Source organism: Rhizobium sp. BT-226 (assembly GCF_025847085.2).
Classification (GTDB): domain Bacteria; phylum Pseudomonadota; class Alphaproteobacteria; order Rhizobiales; family Rhizobiaceae; genus Rhizobium; species Rhizobium sophorae.
Genome location: NZ_JAOYTI010000005.1, coordinates 184,830 through 203,565 on the forward strand (window position 1 = coordinate 184,830; position 18,736 = coordinate 203,565).

17 protein-coding genes are annotated in these 18,736 nt (G+C 61.4%); 8 read left to right on the forward strand and 9 right to left on the reverse strand.

Going from position 1 to position 18,736, the window contains the following annotated elements; genetic code table 11:
* Positions 1-151: 151 nt before the first annotated feature.
* The gene (locus OIU37_RS27945) at positions 152-1,048 is read right to left on the reverse strand and encodes a LysR family transcriptional regulator (protein WP_264259305.1); all 897 of its coding nucleotides are present in this window, start codon (positions 1,046-1,048) and stop codon (positions 152-154) included.
* Positions 1,049-1,180: 132 nt separating this feature from the next.
* Here OIU37_RS27945 and OIU37_RS27950 point away from each other — a divergent pair, with 132 nt between their 5' ends.
* The gene (locus tag OIU37_RS27950) at positions 1,181-2,164 is read left to right on the forward strand and encodes an MBL fold metallo-hydrolase (RefSeq protein WP_264259306.1); all 984 of its coding nucleotides are present in this window, start codon (positions 1,181-1,183) and stop codon (positions 2,162-2,164) included.
* Positions 2,165-2,188: 24 nt separating this feature from the next.
* Here the strand turns inward: OIU37_RS27950 and OIU37_RS27955 are convergent, their stop codons facing one another.
* The 3 genes from OIU37_RS27955 to OIU37_RS27965 are packed head-to-tail and all read right to left on the reverse strand — an operon-like array spanning position 2,189 to position 5,278.
* Entirely contained in the window at positions 2,189-3,289 is a 1,101-nt protein-coding gene (locus OIU37_RS27955) for a D-TA family PLP-dependent enzyme (protein ID WP_264259307.1), read from the reverse strand.
* Positions 3,290-4,765 carry a M81 family metallopeptidase gene (locus tag OIU37_RS27960; protein WP_240605183.1) on the reverse strand — a complete coding sequence of 492 codons (1,476 nt, stop codon included), beginning with the start codon at positions 4,763-4,765 and terminating at the stop codon, positions 3,290-3,292.
* Between the two features lie 30 nt (positions 4,766-4,795).
* Positions 4,796-5,278 carry a hypothetical protein gene (locus OIU37_RS27965; RefSeq protein ID WP_180696767.1) on the reverse strand — a complete coding sequence of 161 codons (483 nt, stop codon included), beginning with the start codon at positions 5,276-5,278 and terminating at the stop codon, positions 4,796-4,798.
* A gap of 111 nt (positions 5,279-5,389) precedes the next feature.
* Between OIU37_RS27965 and OIU37_RS27970 the strand changes: the two genes are divergently transcribed.
* The 5 genes from OIU37_RS27970 to OIU37_RS27990 all read left to right on the forward strand — a co-directional run bounded on the left by OIU37_RS27970 (position 5,390) and on the right by OIU37_RS27990 (position 9,981).
* Complete coding sequence (locus tag OIU37_RS27970) at positions 5,390-5,776, forward strand: RidA family protein (protein ID WP_171604867.1); 387 nt, start codon at positions 5,390-5,392, stop codon at positions 5,774-5,776.
* A gap of 25 nt (positions 5,777-5,801) precedes the next feature.
* Entirely contained in the window at positions 5,802-6,665 is an 864-nt protein-coding gene (locus OIU37_RS27975) for a MurR/RpiR family transcriptional regulator (protein WP_113547747.1), read from the forward strand.
* A 25-nt stretch (positions 6,666-6,690) separates the two neighbouring features.
* Positions 6,691-7,467 (forward strand): SDR family oxidoreductase, encoded by a 777-nt coding sequence (locus OIU37_RS27980; protein ID WP_264259308.1) that lies wholly within the window; start codon positions 6,691-6,693, stop codon positions 7,465-7,467.
* A gap of 15 nt (positions 7,468-7,482) precedes the next feature.
* Complete coding sequence (locus tag OIU37_RS27985; protein ID WP_264259309.1) at positions 7,483-8,682, forward strand: MFS transporter; 1,200 nt, start codon at positions 7,483-7,485, stop codon at positions 8,680-8,682.
* A 96-nt stretch (positions 8,683-8,778) separates the two neighbouring features.
* Complete coding sequence (locus OIU37_RS27990) at positions 8,779-9,981, forward strand: ROK family transcriptional regulator (protein ID WP_264259310.1); 1,203 nt, start codon at positions 8,779-8,781, stop codon at positions 9,979-9,981.
* 26 nt (positions 9,982-10,007) lie between these two features.
* Here OIU37_RS27990 and OIU37_RS27995 read toward each other — a convergent pair whose 3' ends face one another.
* Both OIU37_RS27995 and OIU37_RS28000 read right to left on the reverse strand, forming a co-directional pair.
* A complete protein-coding gene (locus OIU37_RS27995; RefSeq protein WP_171604872.1) occupies positions 10,008-11,009 on the reverse strand; it encodes an NADP-dependent oxidoreductase in 1,002 nt (333 codons plus the stop codon).
* 47 nt (positions 11,010-11,056) lie between these two features.
* Positions 11,057-11,872, reverse strand: a complete 816-nt coding sequence (locus tag OIU37_RS28000) for an oxidoreductase (RefSeq protein WP_182208331.1) — start codon at positions 11,870-11,872, stop codon at positions 11,057-11,059.
* A gap of 89 nt (positions 11,873-11,961) precedes the next feature.
* On the opposite strand from OIU37_RS28000, the gene OIU37_RS28005 reads away from it, so the two are divergent.
* Positions 11,962-12,426, forward strand: a complete 465-nt coding sequence (locus tag OIU37_RS28005) for a helix-turn-helix domain-containing protein (RefSeq protein WP_264259311.1) — start codon at positions 11,962-11,964, stop codon at positions 12,424-12,426.
* An 85-nt stretch (positions 12,427-12,511) separates the two neighbouring features.
* Here OIU37_RS28005 and OIU37_RS28010 read toward each other — a convergent pair whose 3' ends face one another.
* Positions 12,512-14,533 carry a beta-N-acetylhexosaminidase gene (locus OIU37_RS28010; RefSeq protein ID WP_264259312.1) on the reverse strand — a complete coding sequence of 674 codons (2,022 nt, stop codon included), beginning with the start codon at positions 14,531-14,533 and terminating at the stop codon, positions 12,512-12,514.
* A gap of 569 nt (positions 14,534-15,102) precedes the next feature.
* On the opposite strand from OIU37_RS28010, the gene OIU37_RS28015 reads away from it, so the two are divergent.
* Positions 15,103-16,695: a DHA2 family efflux MFS transporter permease subunit gene (locus tag OIU37_RS28015; protein WP_264259313.1), complete on the forward strand. Its 1,593-nt coding sequence runs from the start codon at positions 15,103-15,105 to the stop codon at positions 16,693-16,695.
* On the opposite strand, the gene OIU37_RS28020 is transcribed toward OIU37_RS28015, so the two are convergent.
* A complete protein-coding gene (locus OIU37_RS28020) occupies positions 16,687-18,000 on the reverse strand; it encodes an MFS transporter (RefSeq protein WP_264259314.1) in 1,314 nt (437 codons plus the stop codon). The two genes, OIU37_RS28015 and OIU37_RS28020, sit on opposite strands and share 9 nt — an antisense overlap.
* A 340-nt stretch (positions 18,001-18,340) precedes the next feature.
* Complete coding sequence (locus OIU37_RS28025; protein WP_264259315.1) at positions 18,341-18,601, reverse strand: hypothetical protein; 261 nt, start codon at positions 18,599-18,601, stop codon at positions 18,341-18,343.
* Between the last annotated feature and the right edge of the window lie 135 nt (positions 18,602-18,736).

Here is an 18,736-nt window from a genome sequence, read left to right on the forward strand (position 1 = left end):
GGAAGGCTGGGGCCGCCGCAGGCTTTGGTAGTATGGCTGTATTGCGCCTCTAGCTCAGCTCTCTCTGGAAAGACGACAGGGCCAGCCGCGGCCTGAAGCATTCGGACTGATGCGCCTGATCGTCATCGACGGATGCGCACCTGCGGCTACGCTACTGGGCCATCCGCGCACGTAGGCGGGGCCCGATCCAGTCGAGGAAGCACCGCACCTTCAGCGACTGGGGATCGGCTGGTCCGTGCATAACGTTCACAGGCAGAGGTTCCGGTGCGAACTCGTTCAACAATTCCTGCAGAGCGCCGGAGCGCAGTTGATCGGAAATCTGATAAGACAGCACGCGGATAATGCCGATACCGGCCAGCGCAGCCTGAATGGCCGCCTCCGTCGTGTTGACTGCGAGTTTGGAGCGCGGCTCGATGGTGAAGGCCGGACCATCCCGGCGGTACCGCCATTCCGGTGCGGTCGCAAAGCCCTGGAAGCTTACGCCATCATGTCGTAGGAGGTCTTCCGGCCGACGCGGCACGCCGCGGCGGGCTAGATATTCGGGGCTCGCGCAGATCACCCGGCGGACACTGCCGACGCGCGTCGCGATCAGCGCACTGTCCGTCAGGTGACCAATTCGCAGAGCCACGTCAACCTGCTCATCTGCCAAATTTATTTGCCGATCAACGAGCGTCATGCGCAGGTCGATGTCGGGTTGCTCCTTCAAGAATTCCAGCGCGATTGGCAGCAGATAGCGCTCGCCGAAAGCAATAGGTGCGGTCACATGGAGCCCGCCACGCAGCGCACCATGATCGCCGCTGGCCTGCCGCTCCGCTGCGTCCAGGTCCTCAAGAATACGACGTGAGGCGGCGACGAAGGCGCGCCCCTCCTCTGTCAGCGAGAGACCGCGGCGGGTGCGCAGCACCAAGCGCACCCCGAGGTGCTTTTCGAGATCGGCGACCTTGCGGCTGACCGTGGCGAGCGGTGCATTGAGCCGCCGCGCCCCTGCAGAAAGACTGCCGGCATCGACCACCGCCAGCAGTACCGACATCGCGTCAAAACGATCCATCCAATCCTTCCGAAATCTGAGAGTAAACTTCCCGAAATGGCAGGATACCCTACTGTTTGTGGATGTCATAGCTTCACGTCGTTCGAGGGCGCTGTCAGGCTCCCCATATTGCCAATCATCAGGAAGGACGTCATGCCTCAGCTTTCGCGTCGTGCCTTTGCAAGCGCTCTGCCTCTCGGTCTCCTCGGGGGAAGCCTCTTCGGCGGAATGATTGAAGGCGCTTCTGCGCTTGCTGCGACGCAGGAGGCCGCCAAAGCGCCGGTCAGCGTTACGCCGCTCGCGCAGATCCGCATCGGTCGCTTTACCGTGACGGCGCTGACGGACGGGTATGCCGATATGCCCTATGACTATTTTCCAGGGCGTACCGCGGCGGAGGTCGAACAGGCGGCAGTCGCGCAGTTCACCGCCCGGCCGAGTGGGGTACGATTGCTCTTTAACCAGTACCTCGTTGAGGATGGTGAACGTCGCATCCTGATCGATGCCGGTACAGCGGGCTCGATCGGGCAAACCGGGCAGTTGCCGCAGGCGCTCGCCGCGCTAGGCCTGCAGCGCGACCAGATCGACGCCGTGATCGTGACGCACATGCATCAGGATCACATGGGTGGTCTGATTCTCGGCGGCAAGAACAACTATCCCAAGGCCGAACTTTATATAGATCGCCGCGACGTCACCCATTGGACTGATCCGGCCAAGCGCAACGGCGCGCCCGATTATCTGCAAACCAGCTTCAAGATGGCGGAGGAGGTCGTGCGTCTCTACCCGAGACTTCAGGCGATCGACGGAGAGCGAGAAATTGTGCGGGGCGTCTCAATCGTCGACCTGACCGGCCATACACCCGGCCACATCGGTGTGCGGGTCGAAGATGCCGGGCAGAGCCTCATCATGGTTTCGGATATGATCTTTCCGGTCGTGCATCCGGGGGCGACCGATGTGTTCTTCCTGTTCGAGCAGGATCCTGCAGCAGCCAAAGCGATGCGCGACCGGTTTTTCCCTCGCGCCGCTTCGGAAGGCGCCCTCATCGCCGCCACGCACATGCCCTTCCCAGGGCTCGGTCGTGTCGTCGCCGACCGTGGGCAGATGCGCTGGCAGATAGCGGACTGGGCCTTGCAGAACTGAGGTCCGCTCCGGCGGTCGCGAAGGCTACCAGACGAGACCGCGGGCTGCGACTTCCTCGACGCGAGTGACGATGCCACCCCGATGGAAGACCATCGTATCGAACAGGTTGGAAACCACGCAGGTGTGGTTCGGGATGATGAAGAGCCTCTCGCCGATCTGCGGCCGGGGGCCGGTGCAATTCGACAGGTCGATCACGCCGTGTTCTTCCGAGAGGCTGCTGATCCGCGCCTCAGGATAACCGACGATCAGCCCGTAATCGCTGAAACCCTGAAGATCTGATGTCAGCGCCTTCGACCCGGCATCGATGACGGCGCGGTCGGCATTTGGCCGCGACACGACGGTCGCCAGCACGTGCATGGCGCAATCATCCTCGGTGCAATGGCCCATGCGCACCATCTGGCGATCATTATAGATATAGGTGCCGGCGCGGTGTTCCGTGGCTGAGGTGACGAGATGCGCCTCGAAGAGGCTTGGCGTTCCGCCATTGCTGACGATCGGGCAGCTTATGCCTTCCGTTTTCAGTTGTTTCAGCGCCTCAGCGATGAAGGCTTCGACGGCGGCGGCCGATTGCGGCTTCGGATAGGTCACGATGCCGCCGAAGGTGAGGCCGTCGGCAGCGGCGATGCGCTTGGCGAGCGATGCCGCCTCCCCCGGTGTCTGCACGCCGCAGCGGCCGCCGCCGGTATCGCATTCGACCAGCACGTTCAGCGGCTTGTGGCCGGAGAAATGCGCCGCGAGCCCGTCGACCGTCACTTCGCTGTCGGCGACGACCTTGAGGGCCGAAATTCTCTCGTTCAACCTGGCCAGGCGCTCGAGCTTCTGCGGTCCCAGGATGTTAAAGGTGATGAGGATGTCCTCGAAGCCGGCTTCGGCAAAGACTTCGGCTTCCGTCACCTTCTGGCAATTGATGCCCTTGGCGCCCGCGGCAACCTGCGCGACGGCGAGAGCCGGGATCTTGTGCGTCTTGATATGTGGGCGGAAGTTCAGCCCGTGCTGATCCATGTAGGATTGAACGCGGTCTATGTTTGCAGCCAGCCTGTCTTCGTCGATCACAGGACGCGGCGTCGAGAGATCGGCGATCCTGTCGCCTGCCTTGGCGATGACGGCAAACCTGTTGTCATGCATCTAGGCGGCTCCGCGTTCTGGCCCGTGTGGATCGGCGACGATCGGCCATATGGTCTTCGGCGCCCGCCGGTACGGCGTCGTCGCCGGATTATTGGGATAGGGCGTTCCGGCGGAGCAGTAAAGGATCTCGGCCGCGATCTTCGAGAAGGACGCGAAGAAGTGGTTGGTGGATTTGATCACCAGGATCTTCTGCGTGGCGGGGTCGATGCCCATCGCCGAAAAAAGGCTCGGATCGAAGCTTTGAGCGCGTGTCGAATTGAGGATGATGTCGATGCCGTCGAGCACGATATGGGCGGCATCGCCGAAAGGTGCGAGGCTCTCGCCGAACTGCATCTCGGCATTCTTCACCAGCTTGACGATCTTGACGGTGCCGTCGACAGGGTTGCCGGTGCCGGGCGCCGACTTGGCGCCGAAGCGCAGTGGAATTTCTGCCCCCTCGCCTGCCGCAAAACAGATCTGGACGGCCACCGGATCCCAGATGGTGCCGATCGCGGCACTCGTGACGCCGCGGGCGATCAGCTCCTCGAGGATAACAGTCGCATCCCCTGCCGTGCCGCCACCCGGATTGTCCCAGATGTCGGCGATGACGACAGGCCATGCGGTGGCGGCCGTCGCACGCGCGACGGCTTCCTTCTCGTCGATCTGCGGGACCATGAAGGTGCCGCGCTTCGAAAACAGCTCAAGGCCGAGTTCGCGCGCCAAAGCCGCGCCTTTTTCCGGCTTGTCATCAGTTACCACCAGCAGCTTCGTTCCCATTTCGGGAACGTCGCCCACCATGAAGCCGTGGATCACCGAGATCGACAGGACGTCCGGATCATCCTTCTCGATCTGCATGATCTTGTCGACGAAGGACCGCATCGGTTCGCGTGATGTCGGGAAGACGTCGATCATCTTGCAGTCGAACACCGACATATCAGGCTTGACCCGGCCGTCGAGGGTTTCGACCGCGATGCGCCAGAGATCCTCGGCGCGGTCGACGAAGTCCGTATGCGGAAACTCTTTGAAATAGACGGCGAAATCGAGAGCGGCGACACGTTTTGCGGTGAGATGGCTGTGCGGATCGAGTTCGGCGCAGATGAGGACATCAGGCCCGACGATCTCGCGGATGCGCGACAGCAGATCGCCTTCGGTATCCTCGTATCCGGCGGCCACCATGGCGCCGTGCAGGCCCATGACGACGGCGTCGACAGGCATTGCCGCACGGAGTTGGCCGAGGATTTCGTCACGCAATTCCTCGTAGGTCGCCCGGTTGACGAGGCCTGCGGGGTCGGCCCAGGTGGCGGTTCCTTCGATCAGTTCCCACCCCTTTTCTCGGGTGACGCGCCTTCCGACGGTGATCGGCGCGGTGCAGAGCGTTGGTGTTTCGGGATGCTGGCCGGGCGGGGCGTAAAGAGAGGCTTCGAATGCGCGACGATCCACGCAGATCGGGGAAAAGGTGTTGGTCTCCGTCGCCAATGCTGCCGTGAAAATGCGCAAGAAAGTGGCCTTCGTGTTGTCGGCCCCGCGTCAACCCATCGGGTTCGGCAGGTAGCCGGTGAAACCTGAGATTTTCCAGCGTCCTTGGTGAAGCCTGCAATAATAGAGCGTCTGCCATTGCATGACGTCTCGGGTACCGTCAGGCTTGGAAATGCCGCCGTCGAATTTCTTGCGGACAAGCGCCATGTCGCCTTCGATTTCGATATCTTCCAGCGTCGTCGTGGTGAAGATCGCCGTGCGAGCATCCTCTGCGAAGCTCTGGCCGGCGAAATCCTTCGCCTGCCTCAGCCATTCCTCGCGATAGGCAGACAGTGTCGGAAATGCGAGACGCCACTTGTCGGGGCTGACTTCCTTGCGGCCATCGATGCCGATGAAGCCCTCTTCCACGAAGTCATGCTCGACCATCGACCAATCGGCGGCCAGAAAGGCATCGATATCGCGCGGAACGAGCATCTCCCAGATAGAATATCGGGCGCTGTCGGACGGGAATGGATTCTTGAAAGGATCGCGCATGTTTGCCCTGGATTGAAATTCTTTTCATAAATCGCGTTTTTCACTGGTCAAATTCTGCTTTCTATGGTCACTTGTCAACTTATCAAGAAAATAATTTGCAAGGACTTCAGCATGCCGATCAAGCGCTATGGCACTGTTCAAACGGGCGCCGGCGGCAAGGCGCTGCCTTTCGCACGTGCGGTCGAAGCCGACGGATGGCTATATGTTTCCGGGCAGGTTGCGATGGAAGATGGCGAAATCATCGACGGCAATATCATCGCCCAGACCCACAAGACGATTGCCAACGTCCTTTCGATCCTCGATGAAGCCGGATACGGCGTCGAGGACGTCGTGCGCGTCGGCGTCTGGCTCGATGATCCGCGCGATTTCTGGACCTTCAATAACATCTATCAGGAGTATTTCGGCGAACATCCGCCGGCACGCGCCTGTGTGCAATCGTCGATGATGGTTGATTGCAAGGTTGAGATCGACTGCGTGGCCTATAAGAAGAAGGATTAGACATAGAACTATCGGGGGGACGGGCTTGGATATCTTTTCAACGCTGCAGGAAGACAAGGGCCGGCTCTCTCCCTCCGAGAGCCGCATCGCGGAGATCATCGTCAACGACTTCGAGTTTGCCGTGAATGCCTCGATCATCGAGCTGGCGGAACGGGCCGAGGTATCGCCGCCGACCGTCACGCGCTTTTGCCGGCGGCTCGGTTGCGAGAGCTTTTCCGACTTCAAGGTGCAGCTTGCCCGGACCGCCCATATCGGCGTGCGGTATCTGAAGCCGGAATCGAAAAGCACCGATCCGGCCGATGTCGCCCAGGATATCATCACCAAGGCGCAGAACGCGCTCTTTCTGCTGCATCGATCGCTCGATCTGGCCGCGATCGAAGCCGCTGTTTCGCATATCGCCAAAGCCGATATGATCTATGCGTTCGGGTCGGGCGGCAATTCGTCGATGATTGCCGACGAGCTCCAGAACCGGCTCTTCCGTCTCGGGCTTCGCATCACGGCAAGTTCCGACCACAGCATGCAGCTGATGATGGCTGCCGCGGCAAGGCCGGGCGACGTGCTGATCGGCTCGTCCTTCTCCGGGCGTAATATGGAGCTGGTGCGGGCCTTCGAGCTTGCCCGTCAGACCAAGGTGAAGACGATCGCGCTGACCCAGACGGCCAGCCCGGTTGCCAAGGCCGCCGAAATCGTCGTGCCGATCGATCTTCCCGAGGGCCACAATATCTATCGCCCGACCTCGACGCGCATCGCCTACATCGCGACGATCGATATCCTTTCGAGCCTGGTCGCCTATGCCGTTCAGCCGAAGGCGACGACCACGCTTCGGCGCATCAAGCAACAGCTCGTCATTCACCGCGACGGCGACGACCGGCAATTGCTTGGAGATTGAGGTTCATGAACGGGAGCGACAGAAAATGACGCAGTCGATTGCCATCGTTACCGGTGCTGCAGGCGATATCGGCGCGGCGATCGCCGCACGGCTCGCCGATGACCACGACGTCGTGTTGCTCGCCGACATAGATACCGCGGCTGCGGCTGCCGTGGCATTGAAGCTCGGACCGGATAATCGCTTCGTCGCCGTCCAATGCGATGTAACCAGCGAGACGAGCATTGCCGAATTGGCAAGACGCGCCGCCGACGTCGGCGTAGTTCGAACCCTGGTCAACAATGCAGGTGCCGCCCGCGCGACCAGCCTGCACGACACGACGCCCGAGATCTGGCGGGCGGACAATGCGCTTAATCTCGAGGCGGCATTCTTATGCTTCCGCGCGTTCGAGCCCATGCTGACCGTTGCGAAGGGTTCTGTCGTCAATATCGCCTCGGTCAACGGCATGCATGTCTTCGGACACCCGGCCTATAGCGCCGCCAAGGCAGGACTTTTGCATTTCACCCGGCTGGTCGCCGTCGAATACGGTAGGTTCGGCATTCGGTCCAACGCCGTTGCACCCGGCACGGTGAAGACGCAGGCCTGGGAAGCACGCGCGGCCGCCAATCCAAATGTTTTCGAGGAAGCGCGCCGCTGGTATCCGCTGCAGCGCGTCGTCGATCCGAGAGATGTTGCGAATGCCGTAGGCTTCCTTGCCGGTCCCCAGGCTGCAGCCATCACCGGCGTCTGCCTGCCTGTCGATTGCGGCCTCACGGCTGGCCAGGCCGAACTCGCGCGGACCTTCTCGCAATCGGAACATTACTGACATTCAGATGACCGCATGAGCCGCCTTTTCCCCGACGTCTTCCGTAATCCGGCGATCCGCGCCAGCATGATCGCTATTTTCACCTTCGGAATGGCGGGGGCAATGACCGCACCCTACCGTTCGGTCGTGGGTATCCGAGAATTGGGCTTGAGCGACGGCCTCTATTCCTTCCTGAGTTTCGTCTCGGCGGCGGTGAACGTCGTCATCAGCATTCTGCTCGGCAATCTCGCCGATCGGCTTGGCGAATACCGGTCGACGATGATCGGCGCCTGCCTGTTCGGCATTTTCGGGTACGGCATGGTCTACGCTTTTCCCACAGCGGCCATATTCGTCATCAGCGGGTTGCTGCCCCTGCCGATCTACGGGGCGCTGAACTCGCTGCTGTTTGCCAATGCACGGGCGGCGATGCACGGCATGAACCGAAGCGACATGGTGACGGCCAACTCCGGCGTGCGCGCCATGATCTCGCTGTCCTGGGTGCTGATCCCAGGGATAACCGGCCTGCTGCTGTCTGGCGCATCGAGCATGCTGCCGGCCTACCTCTTTGCCAGCATTTCATGTCTGCTCTGCCAAGGCATCATCGTCTTCGCCCTGCCGAAGCGGGCGGGAACGGAGATGGCAGCAGTTCATCATCTCAGCTATCTCGGCGCGCTTCGCCAGGTGGTTTCGCCACGGATCTCGGCGCATATTTGCGGAGTGGCGCTGATCACCAGCACGCTGCATCTCAATGACGCCCTGCTGCCATTGATCGCCACTGGCGCTGCGCATGGCAGGCTGAGCGACGTCGGCATCCTTGTCGGCATCGTCGCATTGCTGGAAGTCGTCTTCATCATCGTCTGGTCGCGGATCGCGCGGAAGGCCGGCCAGATGACGGCGCTTGCCGCCGGTACCATCATCTATGCCGTGTTCCTCAGCCTTCTCGGCTTCGCCTCCGAGCCGTGGCACCTCTATGCGCTCACCTTGCTCGCAGGCATCGGGGCGTCGGCGATCATCAGCATTCCGATCACCTATCTGCAGGATCTCATCGCCGACCGACCGGGACTCGGCAGCGCCCTGATCTCCGTCAATATCTTTGCCAGCGCCGGGATCGGCGCACTGGTCTTTGCCGCCGGCACCTATGTGACAGGCTATTCGGGAACCGCGATCCTGAGCGCCGTCACCGGATTGGCGGGGATAACGATCATCGGCCTCCTGCATAGAGGCAGAGCCCGTTAGCCGGCGCCAACGGCAAAGAGGACCTGACGAAGAATGTTGCTTTCATCGGTGTTCGTCTTGTGACAAGGGTGACGCACCATTTCCTTTGAAGGCGACATGAAGGCGATCTCCGGCACGAATCTCGAGCAGGCCAAGTCTCACAACCGGCGTGTGGTGATCGAGGCTGTCCGCACGAACGGTCCCTTGTCGCGGGCGGCGATCGCTCGGATGACGGCGCTGACCGCCCAGACCGTGTCTAACATCGTCGAGGAACTGGAGAGGTCACATCTTCTCGTTCCGTCCGAGGCGCAGAAGCTGGCGCGCGGCCAGCCGATCATCCCCTACTCGATCAATCCGCGCGGCGCCTATTCGATCGGCCTCGAACTTGGCCGCCAGCGCGCAAGTGGGGTCCTGACCGATCTCTCCGGCGCCGTTTGCGCGCGGATCGAGCGCCATGTCGAACATCCCGATCCGCAAAGGGCGATGCCGGCTCTCCAAGCCATCGTCGAGGATCTTCAGCAAGCCTTCGCATTCGACCGGAACCGCCTGCTCGGCGTCGGGATGGCGCTGCCCGGCCGATATGCCGATGGCGGCACGACCTCTCTCAGCCCGCTGAACCTGCCCGGCTGGCAGGGTTTTCCTGTCGGGCATGAGCTGGAACAGCGGGTAAAGGTGCCGGTGCTGGTCGAGAACGATGCGACGGCAGCAGCGATCGGCGAGCGTCTTCATGGCGTCGCCCGCGGTCTGGGCAGCTTCGTCTACCTGTTTCTCGCGGGCGGGGGCGGCATCGGCGCCGGAATGTTCCTGGATGGTCACCTCTACAAGGGCAGCCGCAATAATGCCGGCGAGATCGGGCATATCATCGTCGAACCGCATGGCAAGCTCTGCAGCTGCGGCAAGCGCGGCTGTCTGGATCGTTATATCTCGCCGGCCGTCGCTTACGAATACATGGGCATTGCCAATGCCGAGGAGCTGTCGTCTGACGAGTTCGATGCGCTGATCGCCAAGGGCGGCGAAGGTCTCGACGCCTGGCTCGACCAGGCCATCCAGCCGCTACGGCAGACCCTCGATTTCCTCGAGCTGGCCTTCGATCCGCAGACCATCGTGCTCGGCGGCAGCATATCGACATCGCTGATGCGCCGGCTCGCCGAACGGCTGGAGCCGCTGCACGTCCCGATCGATCCCGACCGGAAGCGGGCGGTACCTCGGGTGATGATCGGCATGACCGGCAAGGATACGGCAATCCTCGGCGCCGCCGCCCTGCCGATCTTTTCCGAAACCAATCCACGCTTCGACGTCCTGCAAAAGCCGGTCGGCTAGGCCGGGGCTCATCGGACGTCCAGACCTCACTTCACCGCGATGACGACCTTGCCCTTGACGCGGCCTGTCTCCACGTAGTCCAGCGCCTCGTTGGTCTTCTCGAACGGGAAGGCCCGATCGATGACGGGGCGGATGGCGCCTGCCTCGATCAGCGCGGCGATCTTGCCGAGCTGCGCGCCGTTTGCCGTCATGAAGAGGAAGGAATAGTCGATCCCCCAGCGCTTCGATTTTCGCCTGATGCCAAAACTCAAGAAGCGCGTGACCTGCCGCAGCAGCCAGCCGAAACCGTTTTCCCTGGCGAAATCGGGATCGGGCGGACCTGATATCGAGATCAGCTTGCCGCCGGGCTTCAGGACGGCGAGCGATTTCTCCAGCGTCTCCTTGCCGAGGCTGTTCAGCACGACGTCATAACCCTTCAGAACCTTCTCGAAGTCGTCCTTCTTGTAATCGACCACCACGTCGGCGCCGAGGCTTTTCACCAGATCGATATTTGCCGTGCTCGCTGTCGTCGCCACCTGGGCGCCGAGATGTTTGGCAAGCTGGATCGCGATGGTGCCGACGCCGCCGGAGCCCGCATGGATCAGCACCCTTTGCCCCTTCTGCAGCTTGGCGCGCTCGACCAGCGCCTGCCATGCGGTCAGCGCCACAAGCGGAACGGATGCGGCCTCTTCCATGGTGAGATTGGCGGGCTTCAGCGCAACATCGGCAGCGTCGATGGCGATATACTCGGCGAACGTGCCAATGCGATCCTGGTCAGGACGCGCATAGACTTCGTCACCGGGTTTGAATTGCCGGACATTGGCGCCGACCCGGACCACGACACCAGCGACATCATTGCCGAGCACCAAGGGAAGCCGGTAAGGCAGGATAAGCTTGAACTCTCCGTCCCGGATCTTGGCATCCAGCGGGTTCACGCTGGCGGCATGGATCTCGACCATGACGTCATTCTCGCGCAGCTGCGGTTCAGGGCTCTGGCCGAGCCTGAGGGCGCCGCCTTTCTTGTAGCGATCGATCAGGAATGCTTTCATGAGGGCGAACTTTCGTTTTGTGTGATCCGACAATGCCGCAAGCAGGATCAATCGGGAAGTTTGTTGAATTTCCGGAGGCTCTTGTCGACGAAGGACTCGGGCAGGAAGCGGCGGATGAAGCGCACCTGTCCTGCTGCTTTCCCGGCCGTATAACGTCTCTTGGGCGAAGGTGCATTGGCGGCCCGGACGACGGTTGCGGCGACCACCTCGGGCGCATCGCCTTTTGAGACGATCTCGCGCATCAGCTTTTCCGCGTCGGCGCGCACCGCATCATAGACGGCAAGCGGCCGGTCGGGGCGCGTGATGTTCTCCTCGAAGGAGGTGCGGGTGACACCCGGTTCGACGAGCACGACGCGGATGCCCTGTGTGCGCACTTCATGGTCGAGGGATTCCGAATAACCTTCGATCGCGTGTTTGGTCGCTGCGTAGAGCGCGTTGAAGGGCGCCGGGATCAGCCCAAGGATCGAGCTCAGGTTGACGATCCGGCCGCTACGCTGCCGCCGCATCACCGGCAGCACTGCATTGGTCATGCGCATCGTGCCGAAGACGTTGACGTCGAACACGGCTTTGGCCTGCGCCGTCGTCGATTCCTCGGCGCCGCCGAGCAGGCCGATCCCGGCATTGTTGACGAGAAGATCGATCCGTCCCGTGCGTTTCAGAACCTCGTCGACGACGCTCTGCACCGATTGATCGTCGATGACGTCGCACACCAGCATGGTGATGCCGTCGGCGGTATCCGCCATCGGCTTTCGGCTGGTGCCGAACACCCGGTAACCATCGTGTAGCAGGGCTTTCGCCGTCACCAGCCCGATGCCGGAGGAAGCCCCGGTGACCAGGGCAATGCCGTATTCTCTTTTGCTCATCGACGTCTGCCTTCATTTTGTCGTGGAACATTCATGCACATTCTGTTACTATCAAATTGATAGCAAGTCACTACTAAAAAGATATCGACATGAAGAATCTTTCGGGACAGCCCTGCCTGATCGCCCGCAGCCTGGCGCTCGTCGGCGATGCGTGGAGCTTGCTGATCATGCGCGACGCCCATGTGGGGCTGACCCGCTTCGATGAATTTCGCAAAAGCCTCGGCATCGTCCCGACAATGCTGGCGGGGCGGCTGTCATCGCTGACCGAGGAAGGATTGCTGGAAAAGCGTCGCTATTCCGAGCGTCCGCCGCGCGACGAATATGTGCTGACGGAAGCCGGCCGCGACTTTCTGCCGGTGCTGTTTGCAATCGGCGCCTGGGGCCGCAAGCATCGCGGCGGCGGTGTAGTCACCTGCTTCTTCGACGTGGAGACCGGTACAGAGATCGATCCCGTCACCATCGACCGCGCGACCGGCGCGGAGATTGGAACACGTCCTATTCGTATCGCCGCACCCGAATGTCAGCCGCCAGCGGCAGCTGACAACGCCCTGTGAAAGCGATGTCAGTACCCTTGCCATCACCGCCTCCGGCGATGGCAAGGGTGATCCTCAAATCAAAACCCGTGGCCCGATCCGGGCGCTACGACTGCTGCAGCCCGTAGAGCAGCGGCATCAGTCCTGCGAGCGCCCTGAAACGCTCCCACGACTTGGACGACGGCTTCGTCCAGCCCGTTTCGGCAAGTGCGGAAAGGCGCGGAAAGACGAGGCGGTCGAAAACGGCACGATCCGTCATCGGCTCGGACCAGATGCAGGCCTGGATGCCGAGGAGTTTCTGTTTCTGGCTCGCCGTCCATCCGCCGATGGGATCGAAATTGTAGAGCTTCTCGGCATCCGAAGTCCCCGCCCAGCTGGCGCCGGGCTCGTCCCAGTCGGGCCTGAGCGCCATGTCGAGGTAATAGACCTGTCCGGGGCAGACGACGATTTCGTAGCCGCGCTCGGCAAGTTCGGCCGAGACCTCGACATTGCGCCAGCTGCAGAGATAGCTCTTCGATTTGTCGATGACATCGCCGTGGGCCGCCTCTTCCCAGCCGCCGGTGATGCAGCCCTTGCTAGCAAGGAAGCGCTGGACGCGGCTCAGGAACTCCGCCTGCAGGATGGCGGCACCCGAGCCGTGAATGTCATCGGCGCCATGCGTATTGGTCACGACGTTCAGCCGCTTGGCATGCGCATCGGCAACCTCGTCGCCCGCCACGCTACGCAGGCGCTCGAGCGCCTCCGGCGAACCGGACCATGCGCCAAGCGGAACCTCGTCGGCGCCGAGATGGATGATCTTGAACGGAAAGAGTTCGATGAGCTCGGAGAGGATCGTCTCGACGATCTCATAGGTCTTCTCGCGGGCCGGATTGATGCAATTGTCGGGGAAGCCCTGAACCGAATAATAGCTGCCGACCTCGGCCGGATCGCGCAGCTCCGGTATCGCCTGCAGCATGGCGTAGCAGTGGCCGGGGACATCGATCTCCGGCACGATCTCCACGCCGAAGCTCTTGGCATGGGCGACGATCTCGCGGATGGCAGCCTTGGTGTAATAACCGCCGGTGCGGGCAGGGCTCGAACCGAGCAGCGGCGGAACGGCCAGGCCGTGGCCGCGCCAGGCACCGACCGCCGTCAAATCAGGATAGGCGGCGATCTCGACGCGCCATGCTTCGTCGTCGGAAAGGTGCCAGTGGAAGCGGTTGAGCTTGTTCCAGGCAAGCACTGCCAGCAGCTTCTTGACCTCGGCGGCGGCGTAGAACTGGCGGGCGACATCGAGATGCAGGCCGCGCCAGCCCATCGACGGTTCATCGACGATCTCGCCGGATGCCGGAAACTGGAAGACCTCGGGATGCAGCCTTGCACCGCGCCAGATCTGGCCGAGTGTGACGAGGCCGTAGAGGAAGCCGGTCTGGCGGCTTGCCTCGATCGTGATCGCCTCACCCTCGAAGCTCAGCCGATAGGCCTCTGGCCCGAGCCCGGCGGCATCCTTCAGGGCAACCGGAACCGCGCCTTCCGCCTCGCTCCGCACAATGCCTTCGACGGCGAAGAGATGCTCGACCAGCGCTGCGAAACTTTTTGATCCCGCCTCCCCTTCAGCGCTCTGCGCCTGCGGCGCAAAACCGGCCGGCAGCGGACGGCGGGAAGTGACCGCCACATGGTTCGGCCAGGGGATGATCGACACTTGAACGGGTGCATTGACGGGAACCGGATAGATCTCGGCGCCACGCTTCAGCGGCGCATTGCTGACCGAAGATCGCGTCGGCTCTATGGTGAGCACGACCGTGCTGCCGTCGGAAAGCGCGAGATAGCCGCTCGTCGCGCCGTCCGTCCAGTGACGGAACTGCCAGCTCAGCGCGTAGACCGATATCGTCCATGTCTCGCCGGCGCCGAGAACGAAATTGGCCGGCGGCTGGAATTCGGTGAAATTCGAGAGCCGCTGCGAAACCGTGGCGCCTTCGACGCGCCCGGCCGGATCGACTCGACCCGGGCCGCTCACGCACAGCGAAAAATTCGAAAGCGGTTCGGTGCCGAGGTTCTTGAGGCGCAGGACGTAGGAAAATTCCTTACCATCAGCAGGCGGATTCCAAAGGGTTTCAAGCCGCAGGGTTTTCGGTCGCGATGTGGACATGGTCACTCTTTCCTTTTGAAGATCGGATCATGCGTATTCCGGCGTACTACCGGGAACGGAATTGGGGATCGGCATAGCGCCAGCTTGGTAGAAGGCCGAGGGTGTGATGCTGTCGACGATCTCGTAGGCCAAGCCCGGTCGAAGCGCTTGCTTCCGGAAAGCCGGCTCCGATGGAAATGGGCGGGGTGATCCTTGCTCAACCTCATTCCCGCAATCCCATTGTTTTTGAAGTCAATCAAATTGATTTAAGATTGATAGTCAGTTTCCCGCCAACACGTCAATTGCCGATTGGAAATTTCTACAGCGGCTCTCAGCGACGCGCACCGAACTGCAGGAAGACCTCGTCGGGGCGCTCTCGGATTCCGTCGAGTCGGGCGTGGGACGGCTGGTCGTTGGTGACGTGTTTGTGTTGGCACATCCCTATCGCTTCCGTCCTCATCCGAACTATGGTGTCGTGATCGGCGAAATCGCGGACTTCCGAGCCATGCTGTCCGTCGTCTCGATCGCAACCACGATCGGCCTTAGTCTTCGCACCCGAGGGCGAAGAATGCAGCGCGCGGGATCATCGCATGTCGGAACGACTTGAATCTGCCCGTCCTGATGAAACGCCCGCCATCGTCTGGCTCGGCTTCCTGGCGATGTGCGTCGGCATGTTCATGGCGATCCTCGACGTCCAGGTGGTGGCGACATCGCTGCCGACCATCCAGTCGGCGCTGGATATCGATCCGGATCAGATGAGCTGGATACAGACTGCCTATCTCATCGCGGAAGTGGTCGCGATCCCGCTCACCGGCTTTTTGACCCGGCTTTTGACGATGCGATGGCTGTTCGTTACCGCCATCAGCCTGTTCGTCGCAGCCTCTGCCGGTTGTGCGATGAGCGGCAGCTTCGGCGAGCTGGTCGCCTGGCGGGTGCTTCAGGGTTTTTCCGGCGGAACCCTGATCCCCTCGGTGTTTTCAGCCGTGTTCATTCTCTTCCCGAACGAGCGCCAGGCGCTTGCTACGACGATCGCCGGCGTTCTCGCCGTGTTGGCGCCCACGGTCGGACCGATCGTCGGCGGATGGTTGACGCAGACCTATTCCTGGCACTGGCTGTTCCTGATCAACATCCTTCCAGGCATTGCCTCGGCAACCCTGGCGACACGGTCCTTGCCAAAGCAGGCGACCGATCCGTCCGAACTCAGGCATCTCGACGGCCTATCGCTTCTGCTGATGGCAACCGCGCTGACGAGCCTGGAACTCAGCCTGAAAGAGGCGCCCACGAGCGGCTGGATCTCGACCTATGTTTTAAGTCTGCTGGCAGTCTGCCTTGCATCCGGAGCTGTCTTCATCTGGCGAACGCTGCGCAGAAACCGGCCGATCGTCGATCTCGGCAACTTCGGCGATCGAAACTTTCTCGTCGGATCGGTTCTGAGCTTCGTGCTCGGCATCGGCCTCTTCGGCTCGGTCTATCTCATGCCGGTCTTTCTCGCTTTCATCAGAGGACACGACGCCCTCCAAATCGGCATGACGATGCTGGTCACCGGCATAGCGCAGCTGATCACGGCGCCGATCGCAGTCGCGCTGGAGAAGCGGATGGACGCGCGCCTGCTGTCGGCGGCCGGTTTCGCGCTGTTTGCGATCGGTGTCGGGATGAGCGCGTTTCAGGATCCTCGTTCGGATTATGACGCGATGTTCTGGCCGCAGGTCGTGCGCGGCGTTGCCATCATGTTCTGCCTGCTGCCGCCGACGCGGCTGGCTCTCGGCACTCTGCCGCCAGACCGCATTCCCGACGCGAGCGGACTTTTCAACCTGATGCGCAATCTTGGCGGGGCTATCGGCATCGCTCTCATCGACACCATCATCTACACGCGGTCGGAACCGCTGGGACAAGCCCTCTGGACCCGTCTTCAAGCCGGCGACGTCGAGGCTGCGACATTCGTCGGCGCACCTCTTCAGACCATATCGGGGCATAGTGGCAGCTTCGACGCGGATACCACGGCACTGCTCGATCCGCTGGTCCAGACCGCGGCAAGCGTCCGGGCAATCAACGAAGCCTGGATGGTGATTGCCGTCCTGACCGGCTGCGCCCTGCTTTCAGTGCCTTTTGCCAGGCGGCCAACGTCTACCCCCCGCGATCCTGAGATGGAAGCCAACGCATCGGCCAAACGGCTTCTAGGCTAGCTTAGCACTGCGCGTCTCGGCATCGATGAAATAGGCTGCAGCACCTGCCAACAGCAGCAAAGCAGCGAAAATCCCGATGACCAGGCCGAAATCCTTAGTCACAAAAAGACCGATCAACGATGGCGCAAGCAGCCCTCCAAGCCGAGCCATAGCACCGGCGGCACCCATTCCTGTTGCCCTAGACGCAGTAGGATAAAGCTCTGGCGTATAGGCGTAGAGTGCACCCCACGTACCAAGTAGCGCGAAGCTCATGATGAGCAGTGACGACGCTACCAAGAGTGCGGACGAGCCGACGACGAACAATATGGATCCCATCGCGGAAAGGATGCAAAATGCCACAAGCGTTGGACGCCGCCCCCACTTTTCGACACCGTAGGCAGCGAGCGCATATCCAGGAATCTGGGCAAGCGCGATCAGCACAAGAAAACCGTAGCCTCGAACGAAGCCAAAGCCGTCCCCGGCAAGTTTCGGAGGTATCCAGGTGAAGACGCCATAGTAAGAAATGGACACCAGAAACCAAACCGCCAGGATCAGAAGGGTTCGACGCCGCAGAGCGTGGGAGAATATTCCGATACTACGGGTCGGTGCCGCAGGCGCGATGTCAACCTCTTCTCCCAGAGCACTGCGGCCATTCACCAGGGCCATCCGGTCGATGATCGCCTTTGCATCTCCACCCCTTCCCTTGCGCAGAAGATAGAGCGGCGATTCCGGCACGAAAAACCGCAGACCGAAACCGATAATCGCCGGGACCGCTGTTACTGCAAAGATCAATCGCCAGGCTTCGGCCACGTTCCACAGACTGAGCAGCCAGGCTGCAAGTGCGACAACCAGGGTTCCGACGGCCCAGAAACCCTCCAGCAGCACCAGCCACCTGCCTCGGTTCTTCGCCGGTAGGAATTCGGCCATCATCGCATAGTCCACCGGCAACGTCCCGCCGACCGCTGCTCCGGTCAGGAAGCGCATGAACAGGAGGAAGGTGAAGTCTGGCGCGAATATCGACAGCGTGCCAAAGACCGCATCACAGGAGACAGTCGCGATCAGAACGCCGCGGCGGCCGATCCGATCGGCAAGCCTGCCAAATCCCATTGCGCCCAGAAACATGCCAAGGAAAAACACCGTGCCCGTCTGAAGCGCCTGCGGCACCGTAAGTTCGAAGCTCGTGGCGATAGAAGCCGCTGTGAAGCCCACTGCGATGACCTGCATGGCGTCAGCTGCCCAGACCAGGCCGAAGATGGCCATCAGCCGTCGCTGATATCGTCCTGCCCCCGCATGTTTGAGTGCATCGTCGATTGTGATTGTGGTCATTTGTTTTCCATACCCGGCTGCCGTGGTCCGCTCATAGCGCATCAGCCCAAAAGATCACAGCCGCAAGCCGCGATGCCGATTTGCCAGCTTTACCTGGGCGTTTTATGACACTCTGCAAGGTGATCCGTTCGTACATCTGATCTGAAGCTTAAGGCCGAAGCCTGAGAGGCCGCTGCCAAGGTTGGGAGGAAAGTGTGTGAGAGGCTTGGACTGCTTTTTGCGGCAATCGCGCCGTTCCTGCGATGCCAGCAAATCTCGCTCATGCACAAACGAACATTGGCGATGCGACCGCCATGGGCCTGACGGTTCATGCGACAGGCCATTTGTAGCGAAATCTAACCTATGACTTCGGCTTAAAGAACCTATCGGCTTCCTTCATCGCATTCTGCGCCGAGCGGTACAGCGCGCTTACGGCATCGCGCATTTCGGCAAACGCCTGCATGGTTCGTGGCGAAATGTAATCGCCTCTTGCTTCAGCATTGAGCCGCAAAGCTTTCTCGCAATCGGCGGCAATTCTATCCAGCTCCGGGGAAACCCGATAGAGCCGTTCCAAAATCGCGTCGATGTCACCTTTGGCGCGTTCAGACATTCGTTCTGCCATCAAACCCTCACCGCTGTGTCCCTTCCCCTGCCGGAGCCGAAGAACTCCTAAAGTAGTGTTCCCTACTCGGCTTCGTCAGCCACTTTTACGTCCGCGTTGCCACGGCGGCGAAGTTCCGTCTCCGCGCTGAAGCGG

Coding starts and splice junctions, on each gene's coding strand:
- OIU37_RS27945 (WP_264259305.1), bottom strand. CDS start 1,048: ATGGATCGTTTTGACGCGATGTCGGTACTGCTGGCGGTGGTCGATGCC.
- OIU37_RS27950 (WP_264259306.1), top strand. CDS start 1,181: ATGCCTCAGCTTTCGCGTCGTGCCTTTGCAAGCGCTCTGCCTCTCGGT.
- OIU37_RS27955 (WP_264259307.1), bottom strand. CDS start 3,289: ATGCATGACAACAGGTTTGCCGTCATCGCCAAGGCAGGCGACAGGATC.
- OIU37_RS27965 (WP_180696767.1), bottom strand. CDS start 5,278: ATGCGCGATCCTTTCAAGAATCCATTCCCGTCCGACAGCGCCCGATAT.
- OIU37_RS27970 (WP_171604867.1), top strand. CDS start 5,390: ATGCCGATCAAGCGCTATGGCACTGTTCAAACGGGCGCCGGCGGCAAG.
- OIU37_RS27980 (WP_264259308.1), top strand. CDS start 6,691: ATGACGCAGTCGATTGCCATCGTTACCGGTGCTGCAGGCGATATCGGC.
- OIU37_RS27985 (WP_264259309.1), top strand. CDS start 7,483: ATGAGCCGCCTTTTCCCCGACGTCTTCCGTAATCCGGCGATCCGCGCC.
- OIU37_RS27990 (WP_264259310.1), top strand. CDS start 8,779: ATGAAGGCGATCTCCGGCACGAATCTCGAGCAGGCCAAGTCTCACAAC.
- OIU37_RS27995 (WP_171604872.1), bottom strand. CDS start 11,009: ATGAAAGCATTCCTGATCGATCGCTACAAGAAAGGCGGCGCCCTCAGG.
- OIU37_RS28000 (WP_182208331.1), bottom strand. CDS start 11,872: ATGAGCAAAAGAGAATACGGCATTGCCCTGGTCACCGGGGCTTCCTCC.
- OIU37_RS28005 (WP_264259311.1), top strand. CDS start 11,962: ATGAAGAATCTTTCGGGACAGCCCTGCCTGATCGCCCGCAGCCTGGCG.
- OIU37_RS28010 (WP_264259312.1), bottom strand. CDS start 14,533: ATGTCCACATCGCGACCGAAAACCCTGCGGCTTGAAACCCTTTGGAAT.
- OIU37_RS28015 (WP_264259313.1), top strand. CDS start 15,103: ATGTCGGAACGACTTGAATCTGCCCGTCCTGATGAAACGCCCGCCATC.
- OIU37_RS28020 (WP_264259314.1), bottom strand. CDS start 18,000: ATGACCACAATCACAATCGACGATGCACTCAAACATGCGGGGGCAGGA.
- OIU37_RS28025 (WP_264259315.1), bottom strand. CDS start 18,601: ATGGCAGAACGAATGTCTGAACGCGCCAAAGGTGACATCGACGCGATT.